The sequence below is a fragment of the Labilithrix sp. genome, assembly GCA_019637155.1.
Classification (GTDB): domain Bacteria; phylum Myxococcota_A; class Polyangia; order Polyangiales; family Polyangiaceae; genus Labilithrix.
Genome location: JAHBWE010000009.1, coordinates 152,632 through 177,364 on the forward strand (window position 1 = coordinate 152,632; position 24,733 = coordinate 177,364).

At 69.8% G+C, this 24,733-nt stretch carries 22 protein-coding genes and 1 tRNA gene; 9 read left to right on the forward strand and 14 right to left on the reverse strand.

The window, feature by feature from the left end; all coding sequences use genetic code 11:
• Nucleotides 1-288: 288 nt before the first annotated feature.
• On the reverse strand, nucleotides 289-2,202 hold the full coding sequence (locus KF837_20375) for a hypothetical protein (GenBank protein MBX3229686.1): 1,914 nt from the start codon (nucleotides 2,200-2,202) through the stop codon (nucleotides 289-291).
• Between the two features lie 217 nt (nucleotides 2,203-2,419).
• On the opposite strand from KF837_20375, the gene KF837_20380 reads away from it, so the two are divergent.
• Both KF837_20380 and KF837_20385 read left to right on the forward strand, forming a co-directional pair.
• Entirely contained in the window at nucleotides 2,420-4,108 is a 1,689-nt protein-coding gene (locus tag KF837_20380) for a right-handed parallel beta-helix repeat-containing protein (protein MBX3229687.1), read from the forward strand.
• 28 nt (nucleotides 4,109-4,136) lie between these two features.
• Nucleotides 4,137-4,919, forward strand: a complete 783-nt coding sequence (locus tag KF837_20385; GenBank protein MBX3229688.1) for a phosphatase PAP2 family protein — start codon at nucleotides 4,137-4,139, stop codon at nucleotides 4,917-4,919.
• 5 nt (nucleotides 4,920-4,924) lie between these two features.
• Here the strand turns inward: KF837_20385 and KF837_20390 are convergent, their stop codons facing one another.
• Together KF837_20390 and KF837_20395 are read right to left on the reverse strand one after the other, a co-directional pair.
• Nucleotides 4,925-6,319, reverse strand: coding sequence for a hypothetical protein (locus KF837_20390; GenBank protein MBX3229689.1), 1,395 nt, complete (start codon nucleotides 6,317-6,319; stop codon nucleotides 4,925-4,927).
• Nucleotides 6,320-6,411: 92 nt separating this feature from the next.
• On the reverse strand, nucleotides 6,412-6,945 hold the full coding sequence (locus KF837_20395) for a hypothetical protein (protein MBX3229690.1): 534 nt from the start codon (nucleotides 6,943-6,945) through the stop codon (nucleotides 6,412-6,414).
• A 97-nt stretch (nucleotides 6,946-7,042) separates the two neighbouring features.
• On the opposite strand from KF837_20395, the gene KF837_20400 reads away from it, so the two are divergent.
• Complete coding sequence (locus KF837_20400; GenBank protein MBX3229691.1) at nucleotides 7,043-9,616, forward strand: hypothetical protein; 2,574 nt, start codon at nucleotides 7,043-7,045, stop codon at nucleotides 9,614-9,616.
• Between the two features lie 49 nt (nucleotides 9,617-9,665).
• Nucleotides 9,666-10,133, forward strand: a complete 468-nt coding sequence (locus tag KF837_20405) for a DUF3291 domain-containing protein (GenBank protein ID MBX3229692.1) — start codon at nucleotides 9,666-9,668, stop codon at nucleotides 10,131-10,133.
• Here the strand turns inward: KF837_20405 and KF837_20410 are convergent.
• Nucleotides 10,102-10,758, reverse strand: coding sequence for a hypothetical protein (locus tag KF837_20410; protein ID MBX3229693.1), 657 nt, complete (start codon nucleotides 10,756-10,758; stop codon nucleotides 10,102-10,104). The two genes, KF837_20405 and KF837_20410, sit on opposite strands and share 32 nt — an antisense overlap.
• A gap of 261 nt (nucleotides 10,759-11,019) precedes the next feature.
• Here KF837_20410 and KF837_20415 point away from each other — a divergent pair, with 261 nt between their 5' ends.
• Nucleotides 11,020-11,301: a hypothetical protein gene (locus tag KF837_20415; GenBank protein ID MBX3229694.1), complete on the forward strand. Its 282-nt coding sequence runs from the start codon at nucleotides 11,020-11,022 to the stop codon at nucleotides 11,299-11,301.
• Nucleotides 11,302-11,311: 10 nt separating this feature from the next.
• Here the strand turns inward: KF837_20415 and KF837_20420 are convergent, their stop codons facing one another.
• The 5 genes from KF837_20420 to KF837_20440 all read right to left on the reverse strand — a co-directional run bounded on the left by KF837_20420 (nucleotide 11,312) and on the right by KF837_20440 (nucleotide 14,561).
• Entirely contained in the window at nucleotides 11,312-12,262 is a 951-nt protein-coding gene (locus KF837_20420) for a DUF4351 domain-containing protein (GenBank protein ID MBX3229695.1), read from the reverse strand.
• Nucleotides 12,259-12,552, reverse strand: a complete 294-nt coding sequence (locus KF837_20425) for a hypothetical protein (protein MBX3229696.1) — start codon at nucleotides 12,550-12,552, stop codon at nucleotides 12,259-12,261. Before KF837_20425 ends, KF837_20420 begins: the two co-directional genes overlap by 4 nt.
• 127 nt (nucleotides 12,553-12,679) lie before the next feature.
• A complete protein-coding gene (locus KF837_20430) occupies nucleotides 12,680-13,339 on the reverse strand; it encodes a hypothetical protein (GenBank protein MBX3229697.1) in 660 nt (219 codons plus the stop codon).
• 234 nt (nucleotides 13,340-13,573) lie between these two features.
• Nucleotides 13,574-13,663, reverse strand: a tRNA-Ser gene (locus tag KF837_20435).
• 49 nt (nucleotides 13,664-13,712) lie between these two features.
• Nucleotides 13,713-14,561: a hypothetical protein gene (locus tag KF837_20440; GenBank protein ID MBX3229698.1), complete on the reverse strand. Its 849-nt coding sequence runs from the start codon at nucleotides 14,559-14,561 to the stop codon at nucleotides 13,713-13,715.
• Nucleotides 14,562-14,611: 50 nt separating this feature from the next.
• Here KF837_20440 and KF837_20445 point away from each other — a divergent pair, with 50 nt between their 5' ends.
• Complete coding sequence (locus KF837_20445) at nucleotides 14,612-15,415, forward strand: DUF1223 domain-containing protein (GenBank protein ID MBX3229699.1); 804 nt, start codon at nucleotides 14,612-14,614, stop codon at nucleotides 15,413-15,415.
• Nucleotides 15,416-15,445: 30 nt separating this feature from the next.
• On the opposite strand, the gene secA is transcribed toward KF837_20445, so the two are convergent.
• Nucleotides 15,446-18,523 (reverse strand): preprotein translocase subunit SecA, encoded by a 3,078-nt coding sequence (gene secA / locus KF837_20450; protein MBX3229700.1) that lies wholly within the window; start codon nucleotides 18,521-18,523, stop codon nucleotides 15,446-15,448.
• A 127-nt stretch (nucleotides 18,524-18,650) separates the two neighbouring features.
• Here secA and KF837_20455 point away from each other — a divergent pair, with 127 nt between their 5' ends.
• From KF837_20455 to KF837_20465, 3 genes are all read left to right on the forward strand, one after another.
• On the forward strand, nucleotides 18,651-19,118 hold the full coding sequence (locus tag KF837_20455; GenBank protein MBX3229701.1) for a pyridoxamine 5'-phosphate oxidase family protein: 468 nt from the start codon (nucleotides 18,651-18,653) through the stop codon (nucleotides 19,116-19,118).
• Nucleotides 19,115-20,515, forward strand: coding sequence for a GAF domain-containing protein (locus KF837_20460; protein ID MBX3229702.1), 1,401 nt, complete (start codon nucleotides 19,115-19,117; stop codon nucleotides 20,513-20,515). The genes KF837_20455 and KF837_20460 overlap by 4 nt, the downstream gene beginning before the upstream one ends.
• 68 nt (nucleotides 20,516-20,583) lie before the next feature.
• Entirely contained in the window at nucleotides 20,584-21,303 is a 720-nt protein-coding gene (locus tag KF837_20465; protein ID MBX3229703.1) for a hemerythrin domain-containing protein, read from the forward strand.
• Nucleotides 21,304-21,306: 3 nt separating this feature from the next.
• On the opposite strand, the gene KF837_20470 is transcribed toward KF837_20465, so the two are convergent.
• From KF837_20470 to KF837_20485, 4 genes are all read right to left on the reverse strand, one after another.
• On the reverse strand, nucleotides 21,307-21,531 hold the full coding sequence (locus KF837_20470) for a hypothetical protein (GenBank protein ID MBX3229704.1): 225 nt from the start codon (nucleotides 21,529-21,531) through the stop codon (nucleotides 21,307-21,309).
• Nucleotides 21,532-21,693: 162 nt separating this feature from the next.
• On the reverse strand, nucleotides 21,694-23,346 hold the full coding sequence (locus KF837_20475; GenBank protein MBX3229705.1) for a hypothetical protein: 1,653 nt from the start codon (nucleotides 23,344-23,346) through the stop codon (nucleotides 21,694-21,696).
• Nucleotides 23,343-23,789: a hypothetical protein gene (locus tag KF837_20480; GenBank protein ID MBX3229706.1), complete on the reverse strand. Its 447-nt coding sequence runs from the start codon at nucleotides 23,787-23,789 to the stop codon at nucleotides 23,343-23,345. The genes KF837_20475 and KF837_20480 overlap by 4 nt, the downstream gene beginning before the upstream one ends.
• A complete protein-coding gene (locus tag KF837_20485) occupies nucleotides 23,789-24,628 on the reverse strand; it encodes a hypothetical protein (protein ID MBX3229707.1) in 840 nt (279 codons plus the stop codon). Before KF837_20485 ends, KF837_20480 begins: the two co-directional genes overlap by 1 nt.
• Nucleotides 24,629-24,733 lie beyond the last annotated feature (105 nt).

Below are 24,733 nucleotides of genomic sequence, written 5' to 3' on the forward strand. Positions count from 1 at the left end.
CGCGCTCCCCAGCACGACGGACCGGATCGCGGGCGGAGACGCGAGCGCGACCTCCGGCCAGTGCAGCGCCTTCGTCGAAGCTCGGCCGTCGATGACGTCCCGACCGCGTCGGCGGTGAAGATTGTTCTCGTGCGCCGCGGTCTGGCCGGTGCACGGCCCGGTCGATGCGGGCCCGCCGCCGTTCCCCGCGCTGTCCGTCGACGCCGGGTCTACCGCACCGCCGCAAGCCGCAGCGAGGACGAACAGTGTAAAATGGCAAAAAAGGGAACTACCCCACGATGCTACGCCTCATTTGCGCGGCGGGCGACGCCGGTCGCGGAACCAGGGGCGGTAGGTCTCCATCCGCGCGCGCTGCTCGGCGGGGGCGTGCGCGCGGCAGGTCGAGGCCTCGGCGGAGCCGGCCGGCGCGGCCCAGCGCGTCTCGACGCAGTCGTTCGGGTTGTAGGTCATCTCGAAGGAGGGGCTCCGCGCGATCACCTCGGCGAGGGTGAGCTCGAAGGGCGAGCCGTCGGTGCGTGTATATTTCACGGAACGCGACTTCAGCTCGCGCTCGAGGACGGCCTCGAGCTTCGCCTTCGCGTCCGGCCCCGCGTTCGCGAAGCGCTCCGGGCGGCGCGCGACGCGGGCGGGGAAACCGCGCACGACGTCGATCGCGATGAGGAGCCGGAGGTCGCGCGACGGGGTCGAGAAGTCCTCCCACGCGCCCTGCGTCTCGAAGATGGCGGCGTCCTCCGGCATCGTCGCGGGGCCGCGGCCCTTCTCGAGCCACTTGCGGCCGTTGTCGATCGACTGCACACGCGTGCGCACTTGCTCCTCGAGCGCGTCGATCGTCTGCAGCATCGCGCGCTCGGGATCGAGCGGCTTCGGCGAGAGCACGTCGTCCATCGCGTCGTAGAAGGCCTCGGTGTCGAGCTTGCCCGGCTCGAGCGAGAGGTCGCCGTACTCCGCGTTCGCGGCGATCGCCGCGTTGCTCGAGCGCACGAGCGCGCCGCCCTGGCGGACCATCGGGCGGAACTCCTTGAAGCCGGGACCGCCGAGCTCGCGCGCGTTGGCGTAGAGGAAGTTGCCGCGCCAGAAGCGCTTCCGCGCGACGGTGCCGTCGGGCTGTCCGTCCACGGCGTAGAGGATGCCGCCGCGCTCCGCGGTCTGCGGCAGGCGCTTCGCGATGACGAGCACGTGCCCGTAAGGATCCGCGAACGTCGTGCCCGGACGCAGCGTCTCCCACGAGAGCTTCACCGGGTAGTAGTCGCCGGCCTCGTCGTCGAACGGCGTGCGCGCGGAGCCGGAGTGAGCCTTGTCGGCGAGCGTGCCGCGGAGGAACGCGCCGAAGGCCGCGACCGCGCCGTCTTTCTTGCGCGCGTCTGCGCGCTCGTCGGGGTCTTCGTTCGTGATCAGGTTGCGGCACGACGGCGGCGCGCCCCCGCCGCCCCGGTTGCACTCCGCGAGCCCGAACGGGAGCCGCAGCTTCCACGCGAAATACGCGCGGAGGAAGTACGGGAGGTCGGCGCAGTCCGGCCGGATGACGGGCTGATCCTTGCCGGTGTCCTCGCGCGCGCCCAGGTGATCGAGGAGGAAGTTCCGCTTCGGATCGCGGATCACCTCGTGCAGCGCCGCCCAGCTCGGCTGCTCGTCATCGGGGGCGTCGAAGAGCGCCTCGATCCATGCAGAATACAGGTTCTCGAGCTTGTGCGTCCACGCGTTGCGCGCGGGCCAGACGCCAGAGCCGGTCGCGAGCGACGCGTTGCCCCTGCCCACCGTGACGGGCGCGGTCGCGGCCGGCGTGTCCGCGCACGCGCGCTGCGAGAACGTCGCCTTCGTGCTCGCCGACGCCGTCGTCTCGACGAGCCAGAAGTACGGCGGCCCACCGCGCCGCGTCTCCGAGCTCGCGCCGTCGATCTCGAGCTTGCCGGTGAGCGGCTTGTCGCTGACCGCCATCACGCGCACGGGCCCACCCGCGACGGGGCTCATCGGCGACGTGAACAGGAACACGCCCGGCTCGGCCTCGCAGGTCGGCGCCGGCTCCGCGAACGCCGCCGCGTCGGGCGCCTCGACGGCGGCGACCGCGACCGGCGCCGCCCCGTCCGACCCCGCCGCCGCGGTCGGCGCCGACGCCGTCGCCCCCGCATCCCGCGGCCGCGAGCACGCCGCCGCCAGCATGAGCACGAGCACACACCCGGGCGCGGAGAGGGAAAGACGACGCACGACGAATGCTTAACGCAGGAACGTGACGCCGTCATCCAATCGGCGGCTCGTGGACGTTCGGGATTGGGGCGGGGGCATGGTGAGGACGTCGTAGGTGAGAAGGCCCACCCGCGCCCCACGCGATCAGGCCGAAACGAGAGACGACGTCGTGCGGGCCCAAAGGAAGAAGAATCGAGCCTTCACCATCGTCTCGTTGGCGTGCCGAGGCCGCGGTACGATGTCGAGGATGAGGTTCGTTGGGGTCGGACTTCTCCTCGCCGGCGCGTGTGGGGGCGGCGATGGATCCGCGAAAGGCGCGGGCGATGGCGGCGGGCTCTTGCCGGACGGCGGAAGTGTCGGACCCGGCGGCGGCAACGATGGCAGCGGGGGCGGCGACGGGCCCGGCGATCCCTCCTTCACGCCGGTGTACGGGCGCTTCGGCGTGCCCGCGACGACGTTCACGTTGCCGCGGCCGGCCGGGGATGCGCCGGCGATCTCGATCCCGGACGTCCAGGCGAAGCACCCCGAGGTCGATTGGGGCACGCTCGATCGCCTCTACATCCCCGCCGGCGCGTATCGGTCGATCCTCATCGGCGGGCTGCCCGATCGGACCGCCGCGCGGCCGCTCGTCATCACGAACCTCGGCGGGCAGGTGAAGGTCGGCGGGCTCGCCGCGAACCACGTCGTCGTGCTCCAGGGCGGCAAGAACTGGATCCTCACCGGCCGCTACGACCCGACCTCGAAGACCGGCGACGCCGGGTTCCGCGGGCACCTCGAGGGCGCCTTCGCGCACAGCAGCGGGACGTACGGCATCTTCATCGACGACGCGTTCAGCAAGACGGGGCTCTCCGGCGTCGCGATCGGCGCGAAGGCCACGGGCTTCGAGGTCGAGGCGATCGAGGTCGCGCGCGTCGAGTTCGCCGGCATCGTCGCGAAGACCGACAACGACGGCAGCGCCACGATGCACGACGTGCGATTGCATGACGTCTACATCCACGACGTCGGCTCGGAGGGCATCTACTTCGGGAGCACGCAGGCGCAGCCGCAGCACGCCTTCGAAGGCCTGCACGTCTACGACAACCGCATCCTCCGCACCGGCACCGAGGCGCTCCAGGTCGGGCAGCTCGGGGCCGGCTGCGAGATCGACCACAACGTCCTCGGCCCCGGCGCCATTCGCTGGCGGTCCGCGTTCGCGCAGTACCAGGACGGCAACGTCCAGTACGGGCAGCGCTACGGGAGCAGCAGCTTCCACCACAACGTCGTCGTCGGCGCGGGCGACCTCTTCGTCGAGCTGTTCCCGCAGCGCGTCGACGGCGACGCGCGCGCGGCGACGGACAAGGTCTCGTTCACCGACAACTACTTCGCGGACTCGTCGTCGTCGGGCGTGTTCACGCACGCGGGCACCAACGGCGCGACGATCGAGTTCGCGCGCAACACGTTCGCGGGGTTCCGCTTCGACTACGCCGAGGTCTATCCGACCGCGAGCCCGCCGGCCGGCATCTTCGCGATCGGCAACGGCACCGCGAACCCGCACCTGCTCGCCGACAACGTGACCGACGGCCCCTACCCGTTCTTCGCCTATTCGCCGCCCGCGATCGCGACGCTCACGAACAACACGAAGGCGACCGTGCCGCGCGTCGTCTTCCGCGACTTCATGAACGCGCGCATCGACGAGGACTACCGCCGCGTCGAGTGGTGGACCGACAGGGCCACCCTCGCGCCGGGCCAGCCCGCGGTGACGTACGAGCGAGGCGCGTTCGTCATGCACCTCGGCGTCCTCTACGAGGCGACCGCCGACAACACGAACCGCAAACCCGACGAGAGCCCCGACGTCTGGAAGGCGCTCCCCGCCCCCGCCGACGACACGCGGCTCGCCGCGACGTCGCCGCACGCGGATCGCGGGCTCCGCTGGCCGCCGCCGCGCTAGTCGGCGATTGGTGCTAGACCACGGCGCCGTGGAGTCCCGCGCACGGAAGCTCGCGCTCGCGGCGCTCTTTCCGCTCGTCGCGTGCGGCCAGCTCTGGGCCGCGATCGAGCTCACCGGGATCGCGCTGCCGAGCCCGGCGTTCGTGCTCGTGCTCGAGGGGCTCTGCATCGCCGGCGCGATCGCGTGGACGCTCCGCCGCGGCGAGCGCGAGCCGCCCGAGCTCGCGCGGTGGTGGGTGAACGGGGTCGGCGTGTTCGCGGTCTGGGCCGTCCTCTACTTCTCCGCCGGTCACCTCACCGACGCACCGCGCGCGCGGACGTTCGACGACGCCATCCTCGCGCGCGTGCCGCTCCTGCCCGCGTTCGCGCCGGTGTACCTCGGCGTGCACGTGTTCGGGGTGATCCCGTTCTGCGTCATCCCCGAGGTGCGGCTCCTCCGCCGGCACCTCCTCGGCGCGGTCCTCATCGTGCTGCTGTCGTCGGTGCTGTGGATCGCGCTGCCGGTGCGCGTCGATCGCCCGCCGATCGATCCCGCGCTCGAGGGCTTCGGCGCGTGGCTCCTCCGCGGGGTGTACTCCTTCGATCCGACGACGAACTGCTTCCCCTCCGCGCACTGCGCGATCGCGGTGTACGCCGCGATCGGCCTGCGGTTCGCGCGGTCGCGGCCGCTCTTCGGCTGGGGGATCGTCACCGCCGCGCTCATCTGCGTGTCGACGGTGGTGACGCACCAGCACTACGTCGCCGACGTGCTGTCCGGCGCCGTGCTCGCCGTCCTCGCCGCGTACGGCACGCAGCGGAAGCGGAAGGCGTAGCGGGCTCAGTCACACGCGGGGCGCGGGCTCTCGCACGCGGCGACCTTCGAGCGCGGCTTCGTCTGCCGGCAACCGGCGAGGTCGTTGAACTCGTTGGTTGGGAGGAAGTCGACGAACTCTCCGTCGAAGCCCTGCGTGATGCCGTGCCCGCCCGACTGCGCGAACGTCGAGTTCGTGATGAACGCGGTCGCCGGCGGCGACGTGAAGATGACGGCGCCCTCGTGCCGCTCGATGCTGCTGCACGTGTTGAGGATGCAGCCGCAGTCGCCGCCCGCGTGCTCGACGCGGACGTGATCGAGCGCGTTCGCGGCGTCGGGGATGCCGTTGAAGCGGATCCCCTGCCAGTCGCCCGGCGCCGGGGCGTCGGCGGCGGAGCGGAAGACGATCGGGCGGTCCGCGGCGCCGAGCGCGCGCAGCGCCGCGGTCGACGGCTTCGTCACCGCGAAGTGCTGCACCTTGAGCGAGCCGTCCTTCTCGAACTTCATCGTGACGCCCGGCTCGATCGTGAGCGTGACGAGCTTGTCGTCGGTGCGACCGCCGATGATGAAGCTCGTCCCGCGCGAGCGACCGACGCGGTACGGGACGCCGCGATCGTGCAGCGTCGCGTCGGCGAGGAGGCCGGTGCCGCCCGTCTGGCCGCCCTTCGGCTCGAGGAGGATCTCGTCGCGGCGGTTGCCGGTGTAGCTGCCGGTCGGGAGCGCGTCGATCGTCGCGTCCTCGATCTCGATCGGGTACGGATGCTCCTCGCTCCCGGACTCGCGGATCGTGAGGTCGCGCGAGCCGGCGATGAAGGTCGAGCCGCGCTGGAGCCACGCGCCGGCGCCGAGCGACCTCACGATCGTCACGTGATCGACGAAGACGAGCGGGTCCCAGCCGTCGACGCCGTCGCCGGTCGCGACGAGCGAGGCCTCTTGCTCGAAGTCACCGCCGCCGCCACCCTCGATCGTCACGTGCGCGAGGCGCATCGTGCCGGGCGCGCGCACGACGAGGCTCGACCAGCGCTCGCCGTCCTTCGCCGTGAAGCGGATCGGGCGGTCCGCGGCGCCCTCCGCGATCAGCGTGCCGCTGTTCGGCGTGAGCGGCTGCGCGACCTGGATGTGCGCCTTCTTCGCGAGCTGCACCTCCGCGCACGGCTCGATCGTGAGCGTCGCGCCGTCGCGCACGTTCACGTCGTACTCGACGATGTGGGGGCTCTCGTCCGCGCGCCAGAGCTCGTTCGGGCCGACGTCGCCCTTGTGGAAGGTCGGGCCGGACGTCGGCGCGGTGCACGCGATCGCCGGCGGCGACGTGACGGGGACGGCGCCGAGGCCCGGCGGCGCGCCGGCGGAGCGGTCGTCCTCGCAGGCGACGACGGCGAGGAGACCAAGGAGCGGGAGGGAACGAAGGGCGCGATTCATCATGCGCCACAACGTGACATCGCGAGCGATCTCGCGACGCTAAGAGTCCCCTACCCCGCCCCTATATCGCCGCTATCGAAACCTTAACCGGCCGCTCACTCGAGCGCGGTGAGCTGACAGAGCTTCTTGCCGTCGCAGCCGGGGAGGCACTTCGCCGAGTCCGCGAGCGCGCTGCAGTCCGCGTCCTCCTTGCACCGGAGGCTGCACGTGCGATCGGTCCCACACTCGTCCTTCGGGCCAGTGCCGGCGAGGCACTTGAGGCCCTCCTCGCACTCGGAGCTCGCTTCGCAGATCGATCCGAGGGGGAGCTCCGTCGTCTTCCGCTCGGCGAGGGCGCAGATCTGCTCGCCGTCGCAGCCTTCGAAGCACTTGCCGCGCGGATCGAGGGCGCTGCACGCGTCGTCGTCCGCGCACGCGACGGTGCACGCCATCCGGTCGGAGCACACGCCGCTCAGCTGGAGCGGCTTGCACGTGAGGCCGGCCGCGCACTGTGTGTCGCCGGTGCAGACGGCGCCGAACGGGAGATCGCTCGTCGCGGGCTCGGTCGGCGCGGGAAGGGTGACGATCTCGGTCGTCGTGCACGCGACGAGGGCGATCGCGATCGCAAGCGAGGAGAAGAGGGGCTTCATGGCCGCACCGCGTACCAGCGAGGCGGTGGCGCTGCACCAGGACGAGAGCGGATTTCAGGGCCGCCGGTCTGAAATCCGTGTGCAAGACTGGGCGGCGATGCCCGGGCGCCTGCTCGTCGCCGCCGCGACCAACCTCCTCGCGCGCGGGTTCCTCGTCGTCCCGACCGATCGCAAGTCGCGGGACGGCGCGCCGGTCAACGCGCTCTTCGCCGTCGCGCGCGCGATCCGTCGCGTGCTCGCGTTCCGCGTGCCCACGCACGCCGTCGCCGTCATCGACGCGCAGCCGCGCGACGCGGCGTGGCCGCCGATCCTGAAGGCGCAGCTCGAGCACCTCCCCGAGCTGTTGCGGACGCTCGGTCTTCACGTCGTGGTCGCGCCGGAAGAGGAGGACGTCGTCGCGAGCTACGCGTCGGCGGCGCTCGAGACGGGCGACGACGTCTTCATCGCCGCGGTCGACAAGCGGTACGCGCAGCTCGTGGGCGATCGCCTCTGGTGGTACGACGCGGCGAAGGACGTCCGCTACACGCCGGAGATCGTGAGGAAGCGCTTCGGCGTCGGACCCGCGAACGTCGGTGAGTGGCTCGCGCTCGTCGGCGACGACAGCGGCAACGAGGTGCTCCCCGGCGTGAAGGGCATCGGCGCGAAGGGGGCGACGACGCTGATCGAGGAGCAGGGCTCGGTCGCGACGGCGCTCGCGGCGCTGCCGAAGCTCGAAGGCCGCCTCGCGAAGGCGCTGCGCGCGGCGGAGGAGCAGGTCCCGATCGAGCTCGCGCGAGCGCGGCTCGAGCGCGTGCCGCTCCCGGCGCCGCTCGCGTCGTTGGTGTACGCGCCGCCGGACGCACGCAGCGCGAACGCGCTCTACGAGCGGCTCGCGTTCGTGGAGCTCCTCGTCGACGAAGGCGCGACGCTGCAGATCGAGGTCTGCGAGGCGAAGGGCGAGGCGCGCGCGGCGATCGAGCGCATGCGCGGCGACGACGCGACCGCGATCGCGGCGCTGCTCGAGGATCCCGCGCCGGTGCGGACGCCGCTCGCGGGGATCGGGCTCGCGAACGGGCGCGGGGTGGGGGCGTACGTGCCGGTCGGGAGCGCGGCGTGGCCGGAGCTCGCGGCGTGGCTCGCGGACGCGGGCGCGGAGAAGGTCGGACACAACCTCGTCGAGGCAGCCGTCGAGCTGCGACGCGCGGGGGTCGTGCTCGCGGGCGTGGTCGGCGACTCCGCCTGCGCCTCGCACCTCACCGAGCCGAGCAACTGGGCGCCGCACGATCTCACCGTCGTCGCGAAGCACGTGCTCGGCCGCGCGCTCCCGGAGGACGACGCGGTGCGCGGCGCCGGCAAGCAGCGCAAAGCATGGAGCGCGCTGTCGCTCGGGCGCGTCGCGGAGCACGCGGGCCGCCTCGCCGACGCGTCGGCCGCGATCTGGCAGAAGCTCGGGCCCTCCCTCGCGCCGCCGCTCCTCGCGGACTACCTCGAGATGGAGGACATCTGCGTGCGGATGGAGCTGACCGGCATCGCCGTCGATCCCGCCGAGCTCGATCGCGCGGAGGCGGCGTTCGCGGAGATCGAGGCGACGTTGAAGGCGGAGATCGACGCGCTCGCGGGGCGCTCGTTCAACGTGGGCTCCGGGAAACAGCTCGGCGCGGTGCTCTTCGAGGAGCTGAAGCTGCCGATCGTGAGCCACACGAAGACGGGATGGAGCACGTCGATCGAGGCGCTCGAGCGCATCGAGCACGCGCATCCGATCGTGCCGCTCGTGCTCCGGTGGCGCGCGCTGCGGCGCCTGCGCGACAACTGGGTCCACGCGCTCCGCCGCTGCATCGACGCCGACGGCCGCGTGCACTCGCGCTTCCATCCCGCGCGCTCGTTCTCGGGTCAGCTCGTGAACTCGAACCCCGACCTCGGCCGCGTGCCCGGCCGTACGCCCGAGATGGCGCGCATCCGCCGCGCGTTCGTCGCCGCGCCGGATCACCTTCTCATGTCGGTCGACTTCAACCAGCTCGGCCTCCACGTCCTCGCACACCTCACGAAGGATCCCGCGCTCGTCGAGCCGCTGCGCCGCCGCGCCGACATGCACGTCCTCACCGCCGCGGCGATCCTCGAGGTCGCGCCCGAAGACGTGACGACGGAGCAGCGCCAGCTCGGCAAGGTCGTGAACTTCGCGACGTTCGCGGGCCAAGGAGCGAGCGCGCTCGCGCTCCAGCTCGGCATCACCGCGGCGGAGGCGAAGGAGTACATCGCGCGCTTCGATCGCCACTACGCGAAGGTGCGCGCCTTCCAGGACGAGCAGCTCCGCCGCGCACGCGAGGAGGGCGGCATCACGACGATCGCGGGGCGCCGCTGGCCGATCGGCGGGCTCGAGTCGCTCGACAACCAGGTGCGCTCCTACTCCGAGCGCCTCGCGCGCCGCGCGACGCACGAGGCCTCGGTGCAGGACGTGTCGCGCCGCGCGCTCCGCGACGCCGACCGCGCGCTCCGCCGCGAGGGGCTCGCGACGAAGCCGGTGCTGCAAGTCCTCGACGAGGTGCTCTTCGAGGTGCCCGCGGCCGAGCTCGAGGTCGCGGCGCGCGTGTGCGCCGAGGCGATGCGGAGCGCGTACGCGCTCACGGTCCCGCTCGTCGTCGGCGTCGAGGCGGGCCCCAACTGGGCCGACCTCGAGCCCGTGCCCTCGCGCTGATCGCGCCTCGACCCGCGCGCGCGTTGGCCGTACAAACGAGGTCGGTCCCGTGAGCTCCTCCGACTACCACCTCGCTCAGGCCAACGTCGCGTACGCGCTGGCGCCGGCCGACTCGCCGCAGATGGCGGACTACATCGCGCGCCTCGACGAGATGAACCAGCTCGCCGATCGGAGCCCCGGCTTCGTCTGGCGCTACCTCACCGACACGCGCGACCCGCAGCAACGCGAGCTGTCCGATCCGAACGTGCTGTTCAACATGTCGGTCTGGGAGTCGATCGAGGCGCTCCACCACTACACGTATCGAACCGCGCACGCCGAGGTCTACGCCGGCCGCCGCCGCTGGTTCGTGAACAAGCCCGCCGTCGTCGGCGGCCACGCGCTCGCGATGTGGTGGATCCGCCGCGGCGAGCTCCCCACCGTCGCGAGCGCGAAGGAGCGCCTCGAGCTCATCACGTCGATCGGCCCGAGCGAGCGCGCCTTCACCTTCAAGCAACGCTTCCTGCCACCGAGCGCGTAGCGGCGGCGGCGCGCGCGATCCGCTCGGTCAGCTCGGGCAAGAATCCCGGGGCGGTCCAGTCGTCGCCGGCGAACTCCAGCCCGACCTCGGCCATGAGCTCGCCGACCCGGTGCTCGCCCTCGAAGATCCGGACCAGGTAGTGGCAGACCTCGTGATGCTGATCGTAGCTGTCGAAGGTCGCGGTCCACGAGCGCCCGCCGTCGAGCGGCCGAGGGGTCTCGAACGCGGGCCAGGCGAACGGCTTCGGTGCGTGCTCTTCGATGATGCCTTCGAGCGGAACGACCCATGAGTCGTCTACCCAGCCATGGCTGCGACGGGCTCGGATCCACGCGCGGAGCTCGTCGGGGCTCGCGAGCCCAGCCCGGAGGACCCGCGCGCCCGCGACGACGATGAGGTGACCGAGCTCCGGGTGGAGCCAACCGCTCAAGAGGTCCATCGCGCGCCGCCATCTACCTTTGGCCGCGGCGTCGATCTCGACGATGTGATCGGCGATGAAGCGCCGCAGGTCGGGATCGTCGAAGGCGCCCGGAGAGCGCTCGAGCTCGTCCGCCACCACGTCGACGCGCTCGCGCTTCCTCGCGAGCGCGTCGTCGTCGAGCCAGCTCTTGGCGAAGTCGCTGCTCATGTCCCAGCCCATCCGCGCGCGGAGCTGGCGTTCGCACTCGACCAGGTCCGTGGGACCGAGATCCGCGTGCGACAACGACGAGAGCGGGAGGACCAGCGCGCGGCGGACGAGGGCGTCGACGCGCGCGTCGACACGCCGCGCGAGGACGTCCCAGAGCGTCGGTGACTTGTGGTGCTCGGGGATCGGGTAGCCGAGGGCGAGGTCCGACCGGCATCATGTGGGGCAGCTCGGCGAACGGCGGGCTCCGATTCCGCCTCCCGCTTGACCGTCCTTACGACGCCGGGATGCTCCGGGAGCGCACGCTCGACCTTCTTCATCGCAACCGCGTCAATCCACGTGATCGACGGCATGCTCGTCGGCGATCTCGCGGATCGCGACAAGACGAGCGCGGTCCACGCGAAGGTCCGCGCGGCGAGGATCCGGGCGCGGCTCGACGACAGCGCCGTCACCGCCTGCGACTACGGGGCGATGAAGCAGGCGATCCTCACTGTCCTGAGCAAGAACAAGGAGGCGCTCCGAGCGGTGGTCGCCGCGTTCTCTTGAGCGAGAGCCCCTACCGCTTCCGGTCGAAGACCTCGTTCAGCGTCTCGGCCGTGAGCAGTGCTTCACCCCAACGGTCGAGCTGGGCGCTATCGGCCGCGTTGATTCGTGCGAGGACAGCCGAGGATACCTTGCCGAAGCGGTGTCGGAGCTGCCGAACCAGGAGCTCCCGGCGTCCCTCATTCTTGACTTGTTCGTACATCGCCGTGGCGCTCATGACGATCGCTTTCTCGTAGGGGTCCGACAGTCTCGACGCTCTCGCCGCAAGAGAGTGTAGCACGCCGACGGCCCCGGTCGCGGCGGTGCGCTCCCACGCCGCTTCGGGAAGCGTACCGAGCTCTTCCAGCGCGTCCCTGAGCACCTTCTTCGCGCCCATCAAGCGCAAGACGAGCGTGTCACGCACGCGCGGGAGCTCGCCCACGACCACGAGGTGCAGAGGCAGCACCGGCTCCTTCATTCGATAGAAACCCGCTGGCCACCCCTTGAGCGGCTCGGCGAGGAGCTCCTTCAAGACAGCCTTGGGGCGTTCGCTCGTGACCAGCCACATCGGAGGTACGTCGGCCGAGACACGGAGCGAGCGTCGACGCCGGCGCCGATACACGCCGAGCTGCTTCGCGAGGCAATCGAGCGCCTGCGCAACGTTCAGCGCGCCGTGGAACACCTCGAACGCACACGACTCCGCGATCATCTTCCCGAAGAGCCCCGGCGGCAGCGACTTCGTCACGTCACGCTCGAACCACACGTCGATCCATTGCGGGTCGTTCGACACCTCGTGCTGGAGCTCGGCGCGGCCCGCGCATTCGAGCGCGCCGTCGAGGAGCTGCTTGGCCGTCTGGTCGTAGGGGATTCGAGTCACGCCGCCATCATCCACGGCGGCCGTCGACGCAGCAACATCGTCAAGCTTCGAGCGCCCATCGGCGACTCGATCATCGACGGCGCCGGCCATCACGCCAACGCCGCTCACGAGAAAGGAAACGAGCCATGAACCATCGCCCCATTTCGCAGATTGCACGCGTCCTCGCCAGCCGCGCGAGCTACAGCTTCGGCACCATCGAGAAGCTCATCGAGGAGCTCCGCGCCCTCGCGAGCGATCGAGACGCCGATCCTGATGAGCGCGAGGCAGCCGAGCGCCTGTTGCGCGCCGTCTCCCTCGATCCGCAGGAACGGACGAGCGTGAGAAATTCGGCGTACCGTGCGCTCGTGCGCGTCGATGATTGGCGACGACTCGACGTCGCGGATGGGTCTCGCCGACAATCGACGAAAACGTCCCTATCAGGAAGGCTGCACGATACATTTCCCCGTCCTGACGGCGGAGGAAGCGCGAGCGCTCCGCTTGGCGCGGACGAAGAGGAGCGACGCGCGATGAGCCTCCTCGACAGGGTCACGTCGTGCTTCCGTGCTCCGGCTGACGATGTCGAGCAGAGGCCGTCGACTCCGCCGGCGCCCGCTTCCGCGGTCGAACGAGCCGGAGAAGCGTGGGAGATGCCTCCATGAGGTCGCCAGCCGTACCGAGAAAGTGCTGATGCCCCGACCCACTGATCAACGCGAAGGGAGTGGCTTCCATCCGCTCGTTCGCACTCTCAACTCCGAAGCATGCACAGAAGTCGATCCAGCGACGAGAGGCAGCGGCTGTCGCCTCCAAAGCGTCGCGACAGTGGTCGACGAACTCCTCCGATTTCACGTTGAGGTCGAGGCCCATGCTAACGGTGACATCCGGAGCGGCTTTGGCTCGCGCAGTACGCCACTCGGTCCGGAGCCTCACCGCCTCCTGGGCAAGCGGAGCGTGCTCGGCATCGAGCGCTGGCTTGCGTTGGTCCCGCGGTAGTCGTCGCTTCTTGATCTCCTCCCTCTTCCTTCTCTCCTTCCGCCGAGCCTCCTCGAAGCGGTCTCGGGCAGCCTTCTCGGTCTCGACGGCGGCGGTGTTGGGAACGGGTCGGCCTGCGAGATCTGCCAGGAGATGGACGAAAGCCTCGTCACTCGCGACACCCTTCGCGACGAGTACGGGCTGCCGTGCCCGTGTCCAACTCAGTCGGGCATGCACCGCCAGGCGAAGGCGACCGGGCGCAATGCTGCGCGCGGAATGACGTCGAAGGACGCGCCGCAACCTTCGCAAGCAGATGCGTGAACGGGCTGACCGAGATCGACGACGCGGGGGCGGGACACCCACTGTCGATCGCACCCGAAGGAGCGGTGGTCAACACGCGTGAACCGCCGGTGAACCGTGAACCGGTCCCGTCGGCATCCCCCGGAAACAACGCTGCTTTTCAGCAGACTCTGGCGGAGAGCAAGGGATTCGAACCCTTGGGAAGCTTGCACCTCCACCTGATTTCGAATCAGGCTCCTTCGGCCACTCGGACAGCTCTCCACCCGCGACGTTCATCGATCGACGGCGGGAAGTCAAGCCGGGCGGTGGGTCAGGGGGCGCCGGCGGGTGGGGACAGCACGTTGCCGGGGCGGGCGAGCACGCGGCCCTCGTCGCCTTCGACGACGATGCGATCGTCTTCGAGGTCCTCGACGGAGATGATGAGCTCGACCGCGAGGCGGGCGGCGGCGCCGGTGCGCAGGCTCACGTCGAAGCCCGTGATCGCGGCGAGGCGGAAGTTGCGGGGAGGCATGTACGGCGCGAGGACCGGGTCCGGCTCGCTCGAGCGGTTCTGGACGTTGAAGGCGCGGTTGAAGAGGGCCGGGCCGCCGAAGTCGCCCATCGGATCGGGGGGGCGGCGGTCCAGGCTCATCGCCGTCGTCAGGTCCTTCGCGAGCTCGCCGAAGTCGTCGGGCGTGAGGATGCCCTCGATGCGTGAGCGCGGCGCGATCGTGTAGAGGCGCTGGATGCCCGAGAAGTTCGGGAGGAGCTCGTCCTCGCCGACCGTGCTCACGCCCGGCTCGTAGCGCACGAACTCGTTCCATGGATCGATCAAGAGCTCGACGTTCTGCCTCTGATCGCTCAGGTTCGAGAGCGTGAAGCGCACGGTGACGCGCGAGTCGGCGGCGCGATGGAACGGCGGGCGCGGGTACGGATCCTGATCGCCGCGCGGGCGCTCCGCGTCGGTGAAGCGACGGTAGGGGAGCGGGACCTGACGCGTGACCTGGAAGATCTGCTCCTCGCCGTCGTCGTAGAGCGGGGGCGTGGTCTCCATCATCGCGACGACGACGGGCGGCATCACCACCTCGTCGTCGTCCTTCCCGCAGCCGGGCGCGACGACGCCGAGCAGGATCGCGAGCGCAACGACGGAAGGAACGACGGAAGGACGAAGGACCTTCACCTCTGCGATCATACGCCGAAACCGCGGCCGAGCCCGCGCGTAGTGTCGGCATGAGACGGCTCGCGTGGGCGATGGGCGGCGTGCTCGTGGTCGGAGGTGCCCTCGCCGGCGCCGCATGTCTGCTCGCCCCGCAGGCCGAAGCCGCGCCGCCGGGACCGCACGTTTCCCCGGCGCCGGGGACGACGCCTATCCTCGTCGAGCTATTCACGTCGGAGGGGTGCTCGAGCTGCCCGCCCGCCGACGCCGTCGCCGCGCGGCTCGTGAGCGCGCAGCCCGTCGCCGGCGCGCACGTCATCGTGCTCGCGCACCACGTCGACTACTGGGACCGGCTCGGGTGGCCGGATCCCTGGTCGTCGGCGGGCGCGACGGCGCGCCAGCGATCGTACGCTCCGCTGAAGAGCGGCAGCTACACGCCGCAGGTCGTCGTCGACGGGCGCAGCGAGATGGTCGGCAGCCGCGCGAGCGCGATCGAGCAGGCGATCGCGAGCGCCGCGAAGGAGCCGCACGTGAGGGTGGAGCTCGTGGTCGTCGCGGTCGCGAACGAGAAGGACACGTTCGACGTGACGGTGACGACGCCGGCGCTGCCCGCCGGCGCGGAGCTGCTCGTCGCGGTGGTGCAGGACCGCGGCCGCGTCGCGGTCCCTCGCGGCGAGAACGCGGGCCAGACGCTCGATCACGCCGCGATCGCGCGGAGCCTCGTGACGATCGGCGCCACGACGAAGACGCGCGTGAAGGTGCCCGCCGCGATCGAGGCGCCGCAGGGCACCGGCTTCTCCGTCGTCGCGTTCGCGCAGGACCGCGCGAGCCGCCACGTCCTCGGCGTCGCGACGGCGCCGCTCGTCGGCGCGCGCTGACTCGCTCGACACCGGCGGGCGGGGCGGCGGTCACGCCGTGGCGTCGTCGCTGCCGCCGTCGTCGTCTTCGAGGGCGGCGCCGTGGCACTTCTTGAACTTCTCGCCGCTGCCGCAGGGGCAGAGGTCGTTGCGGCTGATCTTCGGCTCCGCGCGCTTCACCGGGGTCGCGACGCGCGGGCGCGGCGGGGGCTGGCTCGCGCCGGGCGGCGCGCCCTCGTCGCCGCCGCCTTCGACCTCGCCGCCGTGGCGGAGCTGCATCTGCTGCGCCTGGCGCTGGTGGCGGGCCGCGTCTTCGCGCTCGATGCGCTCGATGTCGGTCTCCTTCTGGAGCTTCACCGACATGAGCTTCGTGACGACGTTCGACGTCGTCGACGCCATCATGCTGACGAAGATGTCGTAGCCCTCCTTCTTGTACTCCTGCTTCGGATCGCGCTGGCCGTAGCCGCGGAGGCTGATGCCGTCGCGCAGGTGCTCCATGTTCGTGAGGTGCTCGACCCACTGCTTGTCGATGTCCTCGAGGTAGAAGTGGCGGAAGACGCGGAGCAAGAGCTCCGTCCCCATCTCCTTCTCCTTCGCCTCGAGCAGCTCGAGCGCCGCCTGATAGAGCATGTGCGCGAGGTCGGAGAGATCGTGCGTGTGCTCGAAGTCGGCGGGGGGCTTCGCGCCGAAGTGCTCGACGAACGCGTTCTTGATGCCCTTCCAGTCCCAGTCCTCCGGCGGCTTGTTCTGCGGGCAGCTCTCCTCGACCACCGCGCTCACGATCTGATCGACGAGGTCGAGCAGGCGCTCGCGCTGCTGCGTGAGGGAAGACGGGATCTCCTCGAGCAGGCGCTCGTAGACCTGCGGCGCGTCCTTCGCCTCCTTCGCCCTGTAGTCGAAGCGGTAGCCCCACATCTGGTAGACGTCGTGGCGTAGCCCGTCCATGTCGAAGATCTCGGTCGTGTCCTCGACCTTCTTCGGGCGCTTCACCTCCTCGCCCGGCTCCGGCATCGGCGTCCCGTAGTGGAGGACCATCTCCGTGATCGCGCCCTTCACGTCATCGACGAGGCGCTCGAGCGTGTCGATCTTCCGGATCTTGCCGGTCGGCTTGCCCTCGTCGTCCGTCACCTCGGGGATGTAGATGCCGAGGAGGAGCTGCTGGCGGATCTTGTAGACCGTCTTGCGCTGCTCGTTCATGACGTCGTCGTATTCGAGCAGGTTCTTGCGGATGTCGAAGTTGCGGCCCTCGACCTTGCGCTGCGCGTCCTGGATGCTCTTCGTGACCCACGGGTGCTCGATCGGCTCGTCGTCGGGCATGCCCATCTTCTCCATGAGCCCCTTCACGCGGTCGCCCGCGAAGATGCGCATGAGGTCGTCCTCGAGCGAGAGGTAGAAGATGCTCGAGCCCGGATCGCCCTGGCGGCCGGCGCGGCCGCGGAGCTGGTTGTCGATGCGGCGTGACTCGTGGCGCTCGGTGCCGACGATGTGAAGGCCGCCCGCCTCGCGGACCTCGTCGCCCTCCTTCTTGCAGGAGGCCTCGTACTTCTTGACCGTCTTGTCGAACTCCTCGACCTCGGACTCGTCGCGCCCTTGCTCCTTGAACTCGAGCTTCGCGAGCATCTCCGCGTTGCCGCCGAGGATGATGTCGGTGCCGCGTCCGGCCATGTTCGTCGAGACCGTGATCGCGCCCTTGCGACCGGCCTGCGCGACGACGAAGGCCTCCTTCTCGTGCTGCTTCGCGTTGAGGACGGCGTGCGGGATCCCCTTCTTCTTGAGGATCTTCGCGATCGCGTTCGACTTCTCGACGCTCGTCGTGCCGACGAGGACGGGGCGGCCCTTCTCGTGCGCCTGGAGGATCTCGTTCGTGACGGCGGTGAACTTCTCGCGCTCGGTCTTGTAGACGAGGTCCTCCTTGTCGACGCGCTGGATGACCTTGTTCGTCGGGATCGTGACGACGTTGAGCTTGTACGTCTTGTGGAACTCCTCCGCCTCGGTGTCGGCCGTGCCGGTCATGCCGCCGAGCTTCTTGTAGATGCGGAAGAGGTTCTGGAACGTGATCGTCGCCATCGTCCGGGTCTCTTCCTGGACGTTGACGTGCTCCTTCGCCTCCACCGCCTGGTGGAGGCCGTCCGACCAGCGGCGGCCGGGGAGGACGCGGCCAGTGAACTCGTCGATGATGAGGACCTTGCCGTCATCGGTGACGAGGTAGTTCACGTCGCGCTTGTAGAGCGTGTGCGCGCGGAGGCACTGGTTCAAGATGTGGAGCGACTCGAGGTTGACGGGATCGTAGAGGTTCGAGATCCCCATCAGCTTCTGCGCCGCCTCGATGCCGTCGTCGGTGAGCGACACCGAGTGGCCCTTCTCGTCGACGACGTAGTGCTCGTCCTTCTTCAGGCGCGGGATGACCTCGTTGATCGTGCGGTACTTCTGGCTCGAGGCCTCCGCCTGGCCGCTGATGATGAGCGGCGTGCGCGCCTCGTCGATGAGGATGGAGTCGACCTCGTCGACGATCGCGTAGTTGAGCTCGCGCTGGACGTAGTCGAGCGCGCTGAACTTCATGTTGTCGCGGAGGTAGTCGAAGCCGAACTCGTTGTTCTGGCCGTACGTGATGTCGCTCTTGTAGGCGTCCTTCTTCTCCTTGTCGCGCTGCTGGTTCACGACGACGCCGGTGGAGAGCCCCATGTAGCCATAGAGCTTGCCCATCCACTCCGCGTCGCGGCGCGCGAGGTAGTCGTTCACCGTGACGACGTGGACGCCCTTGCCCTCGAGCGCGTTGAGATAGCAGGCGAGCGTCGCGACGAGGGTCTTGCCCTCGCCCGTGCGCATCTCGCTGATCATGCCCTTGTGGAGGACCATGCCGCCGATGAGCTGCACGTCGTAGTGGCGCATGCGGAGCGAGCGCTTGCCGGCCTCGCGCAGCGCGGCGAAGGCCTCGACGAGAATGTCGTCGAGGGTGGCGCCGTTGTCGAGCTTCTCCTTCAGCTTCGGGGTGATCGCCTTGAGCTCGGAGTCCTTCAGCGCCGCCATCTTCTCATCGAGCTTGTTGATCTCGACGACGAACGGCTGGAGCTTCTTGATCTCGCGCTCGTGCGAGGTACCCAGGATCTTCTTGAGCGCCCAAGTCAACATGACGGAGTCAACCTCGAAGGGTTAGTCGTTCTTCCGGAACGCGGACCCCGCAGGCTAGCACAGGGTTTTTCTGGATTTGCGATAGGATGGACTCTTCGCCTTGTCCGTTCCGAGCTCAAGAGTCCACATCGTTCCCGAGCTGGGGGATCTGTTCGAGAGCGGGGTGTCCATCCTCGTCGGCACGCGCGACGCAGCGCTCGTCCCCGAGGCGATGCGCGGCTGCGGCGCGGTCGTGCACGCCGACCGCCAGCACGTCACCGTCTTCGTCCCCACGATCGTCGCCGAGCGCACGCTCGCGAACATCCGCGACAACGGACAGGTCGCGGTGTGCTTCTCGCGCCAGATCGACCACCGCACGATGCAGATCAAGGGACGCGTGCGCGAGGTGCGGGAGGCGGCGGCGGAGGAGCGCGACGTCGTGATGCGCTACCACGGCGCGCTCACCGACGGGCTCGCGATGATCGGGATGCAGCGGTCGACGCTCAAGCCGTGGAACGCGTGGCCCGCGACGGCGGTGGAGGTGGAGGTCGAAAAGATATTCAGCCAGACGCCGGGCCCGAACGCGGGCGAGCCATGGACCGGAGGGAGGACATGAGCAAGCCGCTCTCGATCACCGATCTCCCGGCGCGGTGCTTCCAGGGCGTCGCGCCCACCGTCATCGCGACCTGCGGCGCCGACGGGATCCCGAACGTCACGTACACGAGCCAGATGTACTTGCTCGACGACGGCCGCGTCGCGCTCTCCTGCCAGTTCTTCAACAAGACGAAGCAGAACGTCCTCGCGACGAAGCTGGCGTGCCTCCAAGTCTACGATCCGGTCACGTTCGAGGCCTACCGCGTCGTGCTCCGCTACCACCACGACGAGACGGAGGGCCCGTTCTTCGAGTCGATGAGCCGCCGCATCGACGCGATCGCCACCCACACCGGGATGGCGGGCGTCTTCAAGCTCCGCTCCGCGGACGTCTTCGACGTCGTCTCCGTCGAGAAGACCGAGAACTTCATGCACACGATCGAGGACACCTCGAGCCCGCTCGAGCCCACGCAGCTGAAGTGGAAGGGCGAGCTCTACGCGCTCCAGTACGTCTCGAAGGCGATGCGCCTCCCGCGCGACGTCGGCTCGCTCTACACCGCGACGCTCGAGGCGCTCGAGCACGCGGTCGGCTTCGAGCACTCGATGATCCTGCTCCCGGACGAGTCCGGGAAGCGCCTCTACGCGATCGCCGCGCGCGGCTACGGCGAGAGCGGCATCGGGGCGGAGGTCGGGTTCGGCGAGGGCCTCATCGGCACCGTCGCGCGCGAGCGCTGCTCGCTGCGCGTCTCCGGCGTCGGCGCGGAGCTCCGCTACGGACGCGCGATCCGCACGAGCGTGCAGCGCTCCACCGGCGGGCGCGATCTCCGGCCCGAGATCCCGCTCCCGGGCCTCGTCGACGCGCAGAGCCAGCTCGCGATCCCGCTCGTCGCGGACGACGAGCTCGTCGGCGTCCTCGCGCTCGAGAGCCCGCGCCCGGCCGCGTTCGAGCCGTGGCACGAGGCGTTCCTCGAGATCATCGCCAACCAGATCGCGACCGCGATCGACGCGTTCGCGCGGCGCGAGAAGGACGACGACGAAGACGACGACGAGCCGGTCGCCGCGGCGCAGTCGCCCTCGCAGGCCCCGGTCGAGTGCACGCGCACGCTCAAGCTCCGCTTCTTCAAGAGCGACGACTGCGTCTTCAACGACGACGAGTACCTCGTCCGAAACCTCCCCGGCCGCATCCTCTGGAAGCTCCTCGGCGAGCACGTCGCGAGCGGCCGCACGGAGTTCACGAACCGCGAGCTCCGCCTCGACGGCTCGCTCGGCCTCCCCGCCCTCCGCGACAACCTCGAGAGCCGCCTCGTCCTGTTGCGCAAGCGCCTCGAGCAGAAGTGCCCCGAGATCCGCCTCGTCCCCGTCGCGCGCGGCCGCTTCCGCCTCGAGCTCGAGTGCCCGCTCGACCTGGCCGAGTCGCCTTAAGGTCGAATGAAGGAGTAGGGACGGACCTCTTAGGATCGCGCCGCGCGGGCGTGGGTCATGGTGGAGGCATGAACAACGTCGCGTCCCAGGCCCCGTCCACGCTTCCTTCGCGGCACGTCCAGCCGTCGCACCCGCAGGTCTACCGCGCGCCGCACAAGGCGCTGCGCTACGAGCTCTCGTTCCTCCTCGTCCGGATGGGCGCCGCCGACTTCACCGAGCCGCTCGAGCGCGACAACGTCATCGACGAGCTCGAGTCGGTGCTCGCGTTCTGCGACGCGCACATCGAGCACGAGGACGCGTTCCTGCGCCCCGCGCTCCTCGCGCGCTCCGCGGCGCCGGTCACGACCCTCGACGAGGAGCACGCCGAGCACGCGACGCAGGTCGCCGAGCTCCGCTCGCTCGCGCGCACGCTGCGCGAGTCGGACCTCCCCGCCGCGCAGCGATCGCTCGGCCAGACTCTGTACCTCCACTACAGCGTCTTCGTCGCCGAGACGCTCGCGCACATGGCGTACGAAGAGCGCGTGGTGCAGCCGCTCCTCGAGCGCCTCTTCACGCCAAAGGAGCTCCTCGACATCCACGACGCGATCCTCGCGTCGATCCCGCCGCCGGAGATGATGCGCGCGCTGCGCTCGTTCATCCCTTCCTCCAACCGCGAAGAGCGCGCCGAGATCCTCGGCGGCGCCCGCGCATCGATGCCCGAGGACGCCTTCGCCGGCCTCCTCGGGCAGATGTGCGCGCTCCTCTCGTTCGACGACGCGGCCGATCTGCGCCGCCGCCTCGGACTTTGAGCGTCAGCGCACGAACGCGCGGATCTCCTGCGCCACGTGCTGGAGCACCGGCGTGCGGCCGAGCGCGCTCTTCATCAGGGCGACGCCGCCGAACATGCCGGCGACGAACCAGAAGAGGAGGAAGGTCCAACCGATCCGCTCCTGGGTCCGGCCGCGCGTGATGACGGTCCTCGCCGCGGCAGCACGCCGCGGATGGACCGGTAGCGGCCGGACGACCGAATAGGACATGCCATGTTGACCAGCACGCAACATGCCGCCGCATCAGGCAGGCAAGTGGCTGAAATTACTCGCACCGATTGCGGTCTGATCGACTCAGGCGGTGCGTGCTCGCGTCCTCTAGCACCGTCGGGGGTTCCGCCCCCGACACGGCCCCGTTTCGAGGTTCGCGCGTTAGGGGCAAACGTCGGGGGGGCCGTCGAAGGTGTTGTTGCGGAAGATGCGGTTGGTCGAGTCGTAGGTTCGTGACGGGCCGAGGCACCAGGTGGTCCAGGTCGCGGGGGCCGAGTGCGTGCTCATGTCGAGGTCGAAGAAGGTGAAGAGACCGTCGAAGTTGATCCGCGCCTTCGCGTTCAGCGCGCCGACGCCGGTGACGAGATCGTTGAGCGTCACGCGTGTGCCGTTCGGATCGGTCACGATCGGGAGCGCCGCGACGATCTCCTCTGGCGTGGCGTTCGGCTTCTCGGCGAGCGCCGCGTAGGTGGTGAGGAGGAGCAGGAGCGACGTCTCGAACGCGCGACCGGCGCCCGGGTTCGGCGGCGGACCCTGCTTCGTCGTGTCGCTCGGCGACGTGTACGCCGCGCGGAACTTGTTCGCGAAGAGCTCGAAGCTGTTGTCGCGCAGCGGGCGGATGCCGGTGATGCGCGCGCGCAGCGACGCGTCGGCGACGTCGAGCTCCTTGTACCCCGCGTCCTCGATCTGGAGGAACGGCTGCACGTAGGTCGGGCGCTCCGCGACCGGGAGCGCCGCGAAGCGCGCCTCGAGCGCGGGCAAGAGCTGCGCGCCCCAGTCGATGTCCGTGAACGGGACGACGAGGTCGGGCTTGAACGCGACGATCGCGTCCGCGCGCTCGTTCACCGTCGCGAGGACGGCCTGGTTCGTCGCGAACCGCTTGTAGCAAGCGTTGCCGTCGCAGGTGGGGTCGCTCTGGTTCTCGACCGCGGTCTTGCCGTTGAAGACGAGGCGCTGGTCCATGATGTCGCCGTACTCCGCGTACGCGTTGAACGGCACCCCCGCCTCGGTGGGGTTGGGCTCGTTGACGACGACCGCGACGCGGACCTTCGTCTTCCCTTGCGAGCGGAGGTGCGCCTCGCGCTCGGCGACGAGCGCGTTGAGCGGAGCGACGACGTCCGCGCGCTGGAACGCCGCGAGCCACGCGAAGCCGGCGCTGCCGGGGACGACGGAGCCGGGGTTGCCGTTGATCCACGGCGTGAACGACGGGACGCGCGCGGGAAGCAGCGTCTCGACGACGGCGCGCTGCCGATCTTCGGCCGACGGACCGATGACCGCCTTCACGCCGAGGTTCGCGAGGTGCGCGGAGACCTTGCGCGGGAAGTGCTCGCTGCACGCGACGAGCGCGCCCTTCGCCCCGCCGGGGAAGCTCGCCCCCGCGCGCTCGAAGAACTCCGCGAACGCGAGCTTCGCGGCGGAGACGTGCTGCTGCTGCCGGAAGTAGTTGGTGTCCTCCGGGCCGATCTCGCTGAGGAGCCCGTAGAGGATCGTGCCGTCCGCCGCGCCGTCGCCGTACACGACCTTGCAGTCGTCGCTCTCGAGCTTCACGCACTCGAGCGTGTGCGACGCGCAGACCAGGCCTTCGCCCTTGCCGGCGCAGTCGCTGTTCTTCGCGCACTCGCCGGCGGGCGCGGCGTCGGCCTGCGCGGCGGAGGGCGCGCAGAGCCCGTTGTCGCAGACCGTGTCGACGAAGTCCGGACCGCGCTTCGTGCAGTCGCCGTCGTTTTTGCATTGAACGGGATCGGTCGAGACGATCGCGGTGCAGGCGACGACGAGACCGGCGACGGCGATCGTGAAGAGTGTGCGCCGCATCACGGGGCCTGATCCGCGACGCAGGCGTTGAACTGCGCCGAGCACTGCGTGATGACGCAGAGCTGGCAGTCTTCGTTGTTCTTCGAGCCGGAGCAGTAGCTCGTGCACGGCTCGATGCATTGGTCGTAGCAGACGCAGTCGACGAGGGCGTTGAGGGTCCGCGTCGAGCTGATGCCTCCCGGCGTGACGTTCTTGCGGCACAGCGTTCCGCGCGCGGTGTCGGTGCTGAGCGTCTCTTGACAGTGACGGCAGTCGGCGGCGTCCTCGTCGGGTTGGTCGCTCTCGGGGACGACGGTGGCGATCGTCGGTCCGCTGTCGGTCGCGCCGGCGTCGGAGTCGGGGCGGCGATTGCCGGTGACGATCGGGTCTTCGTCGACGCACCCGGCGGCGGCGATGAGAAAAAGGGAGACCGTCGTCGCGACGACTCCACCTGCGCTCGTCTTCATCAGAAGCTCCGCGTGTATCCTACACCGAAGGGAGTCACGACCAGCCCCGTGCTCCGCTTCTTCTTCTTCACGTAGTCGATCGTGAACCAGGTCGAGACGCCCGCCGCCGCGACGGTCGCGACGAGCAGGACGTCGGTGACGACGCCGAGCGTCTGCGCGCTCGACTGCGCGTCTTCGAGCGACTTGCGGCTCACGCCGAAGGTGGCTTGCCGCTCCTCGAAGTCGTTGCGCTTGCCCACCGCGAACGTCCCCACCACCGCGGAGGCGACGCCGAGCGCGCCCGTCATGCCCCACCAGAGATAGGGGAACGACGGCGAAGCTGCCTGCGGCGGCGCGCTCTGCTGCGGCGCCTCCACCGGCGGCGGGACGGTCTCCGCGACGGTGAGGTGAATCGGCGCGTTCTCGTTGCCCGAAGCGATCGAGACCGTCTGCGCCGCGCGGCGCCCGTTCACCACGATCGAGAACTGACGGCGCCCGATCTTCACCGCGATCGACTCCGGGAGCGGCGTCGTCGCGACCGGCTGGTCGTCGATCATGAGCGTCGTCCCCGGCGGCGCGTCGGTCGTGACCGTCACGTGCGCGACGTTGAGCGCGAGCTTCGCGAGGCGCTCGTTGACGTCCGCCTTGCGCGCCTCGGGGATCTCCGCCCCGCCGTCGGCGAGGTACCGCTGGAACGTCTCCGTCGCGACGACGTAGTCCTTCAACGCGGTCTGGCAGATCGCGATGTTGTAGAGCAGCTTGTAGTTCTTCGAGAGCTCGTACGCGGTCGTGAACTCGACGAGCGCGCCCTCGTAGTTCTCTCCCTCGTAGAGCTGCACGCCGCGTTCGAAGCGGGTCACCGCCTCGTCGTCGGCGAGGGCGACTCCGGACCAGGAAGTAAGGGAAAGCGTCGTGGCGAAAACGATCGAGCTTCGTCGTACGGCGAGCCAGGCTCCCGTCATTGT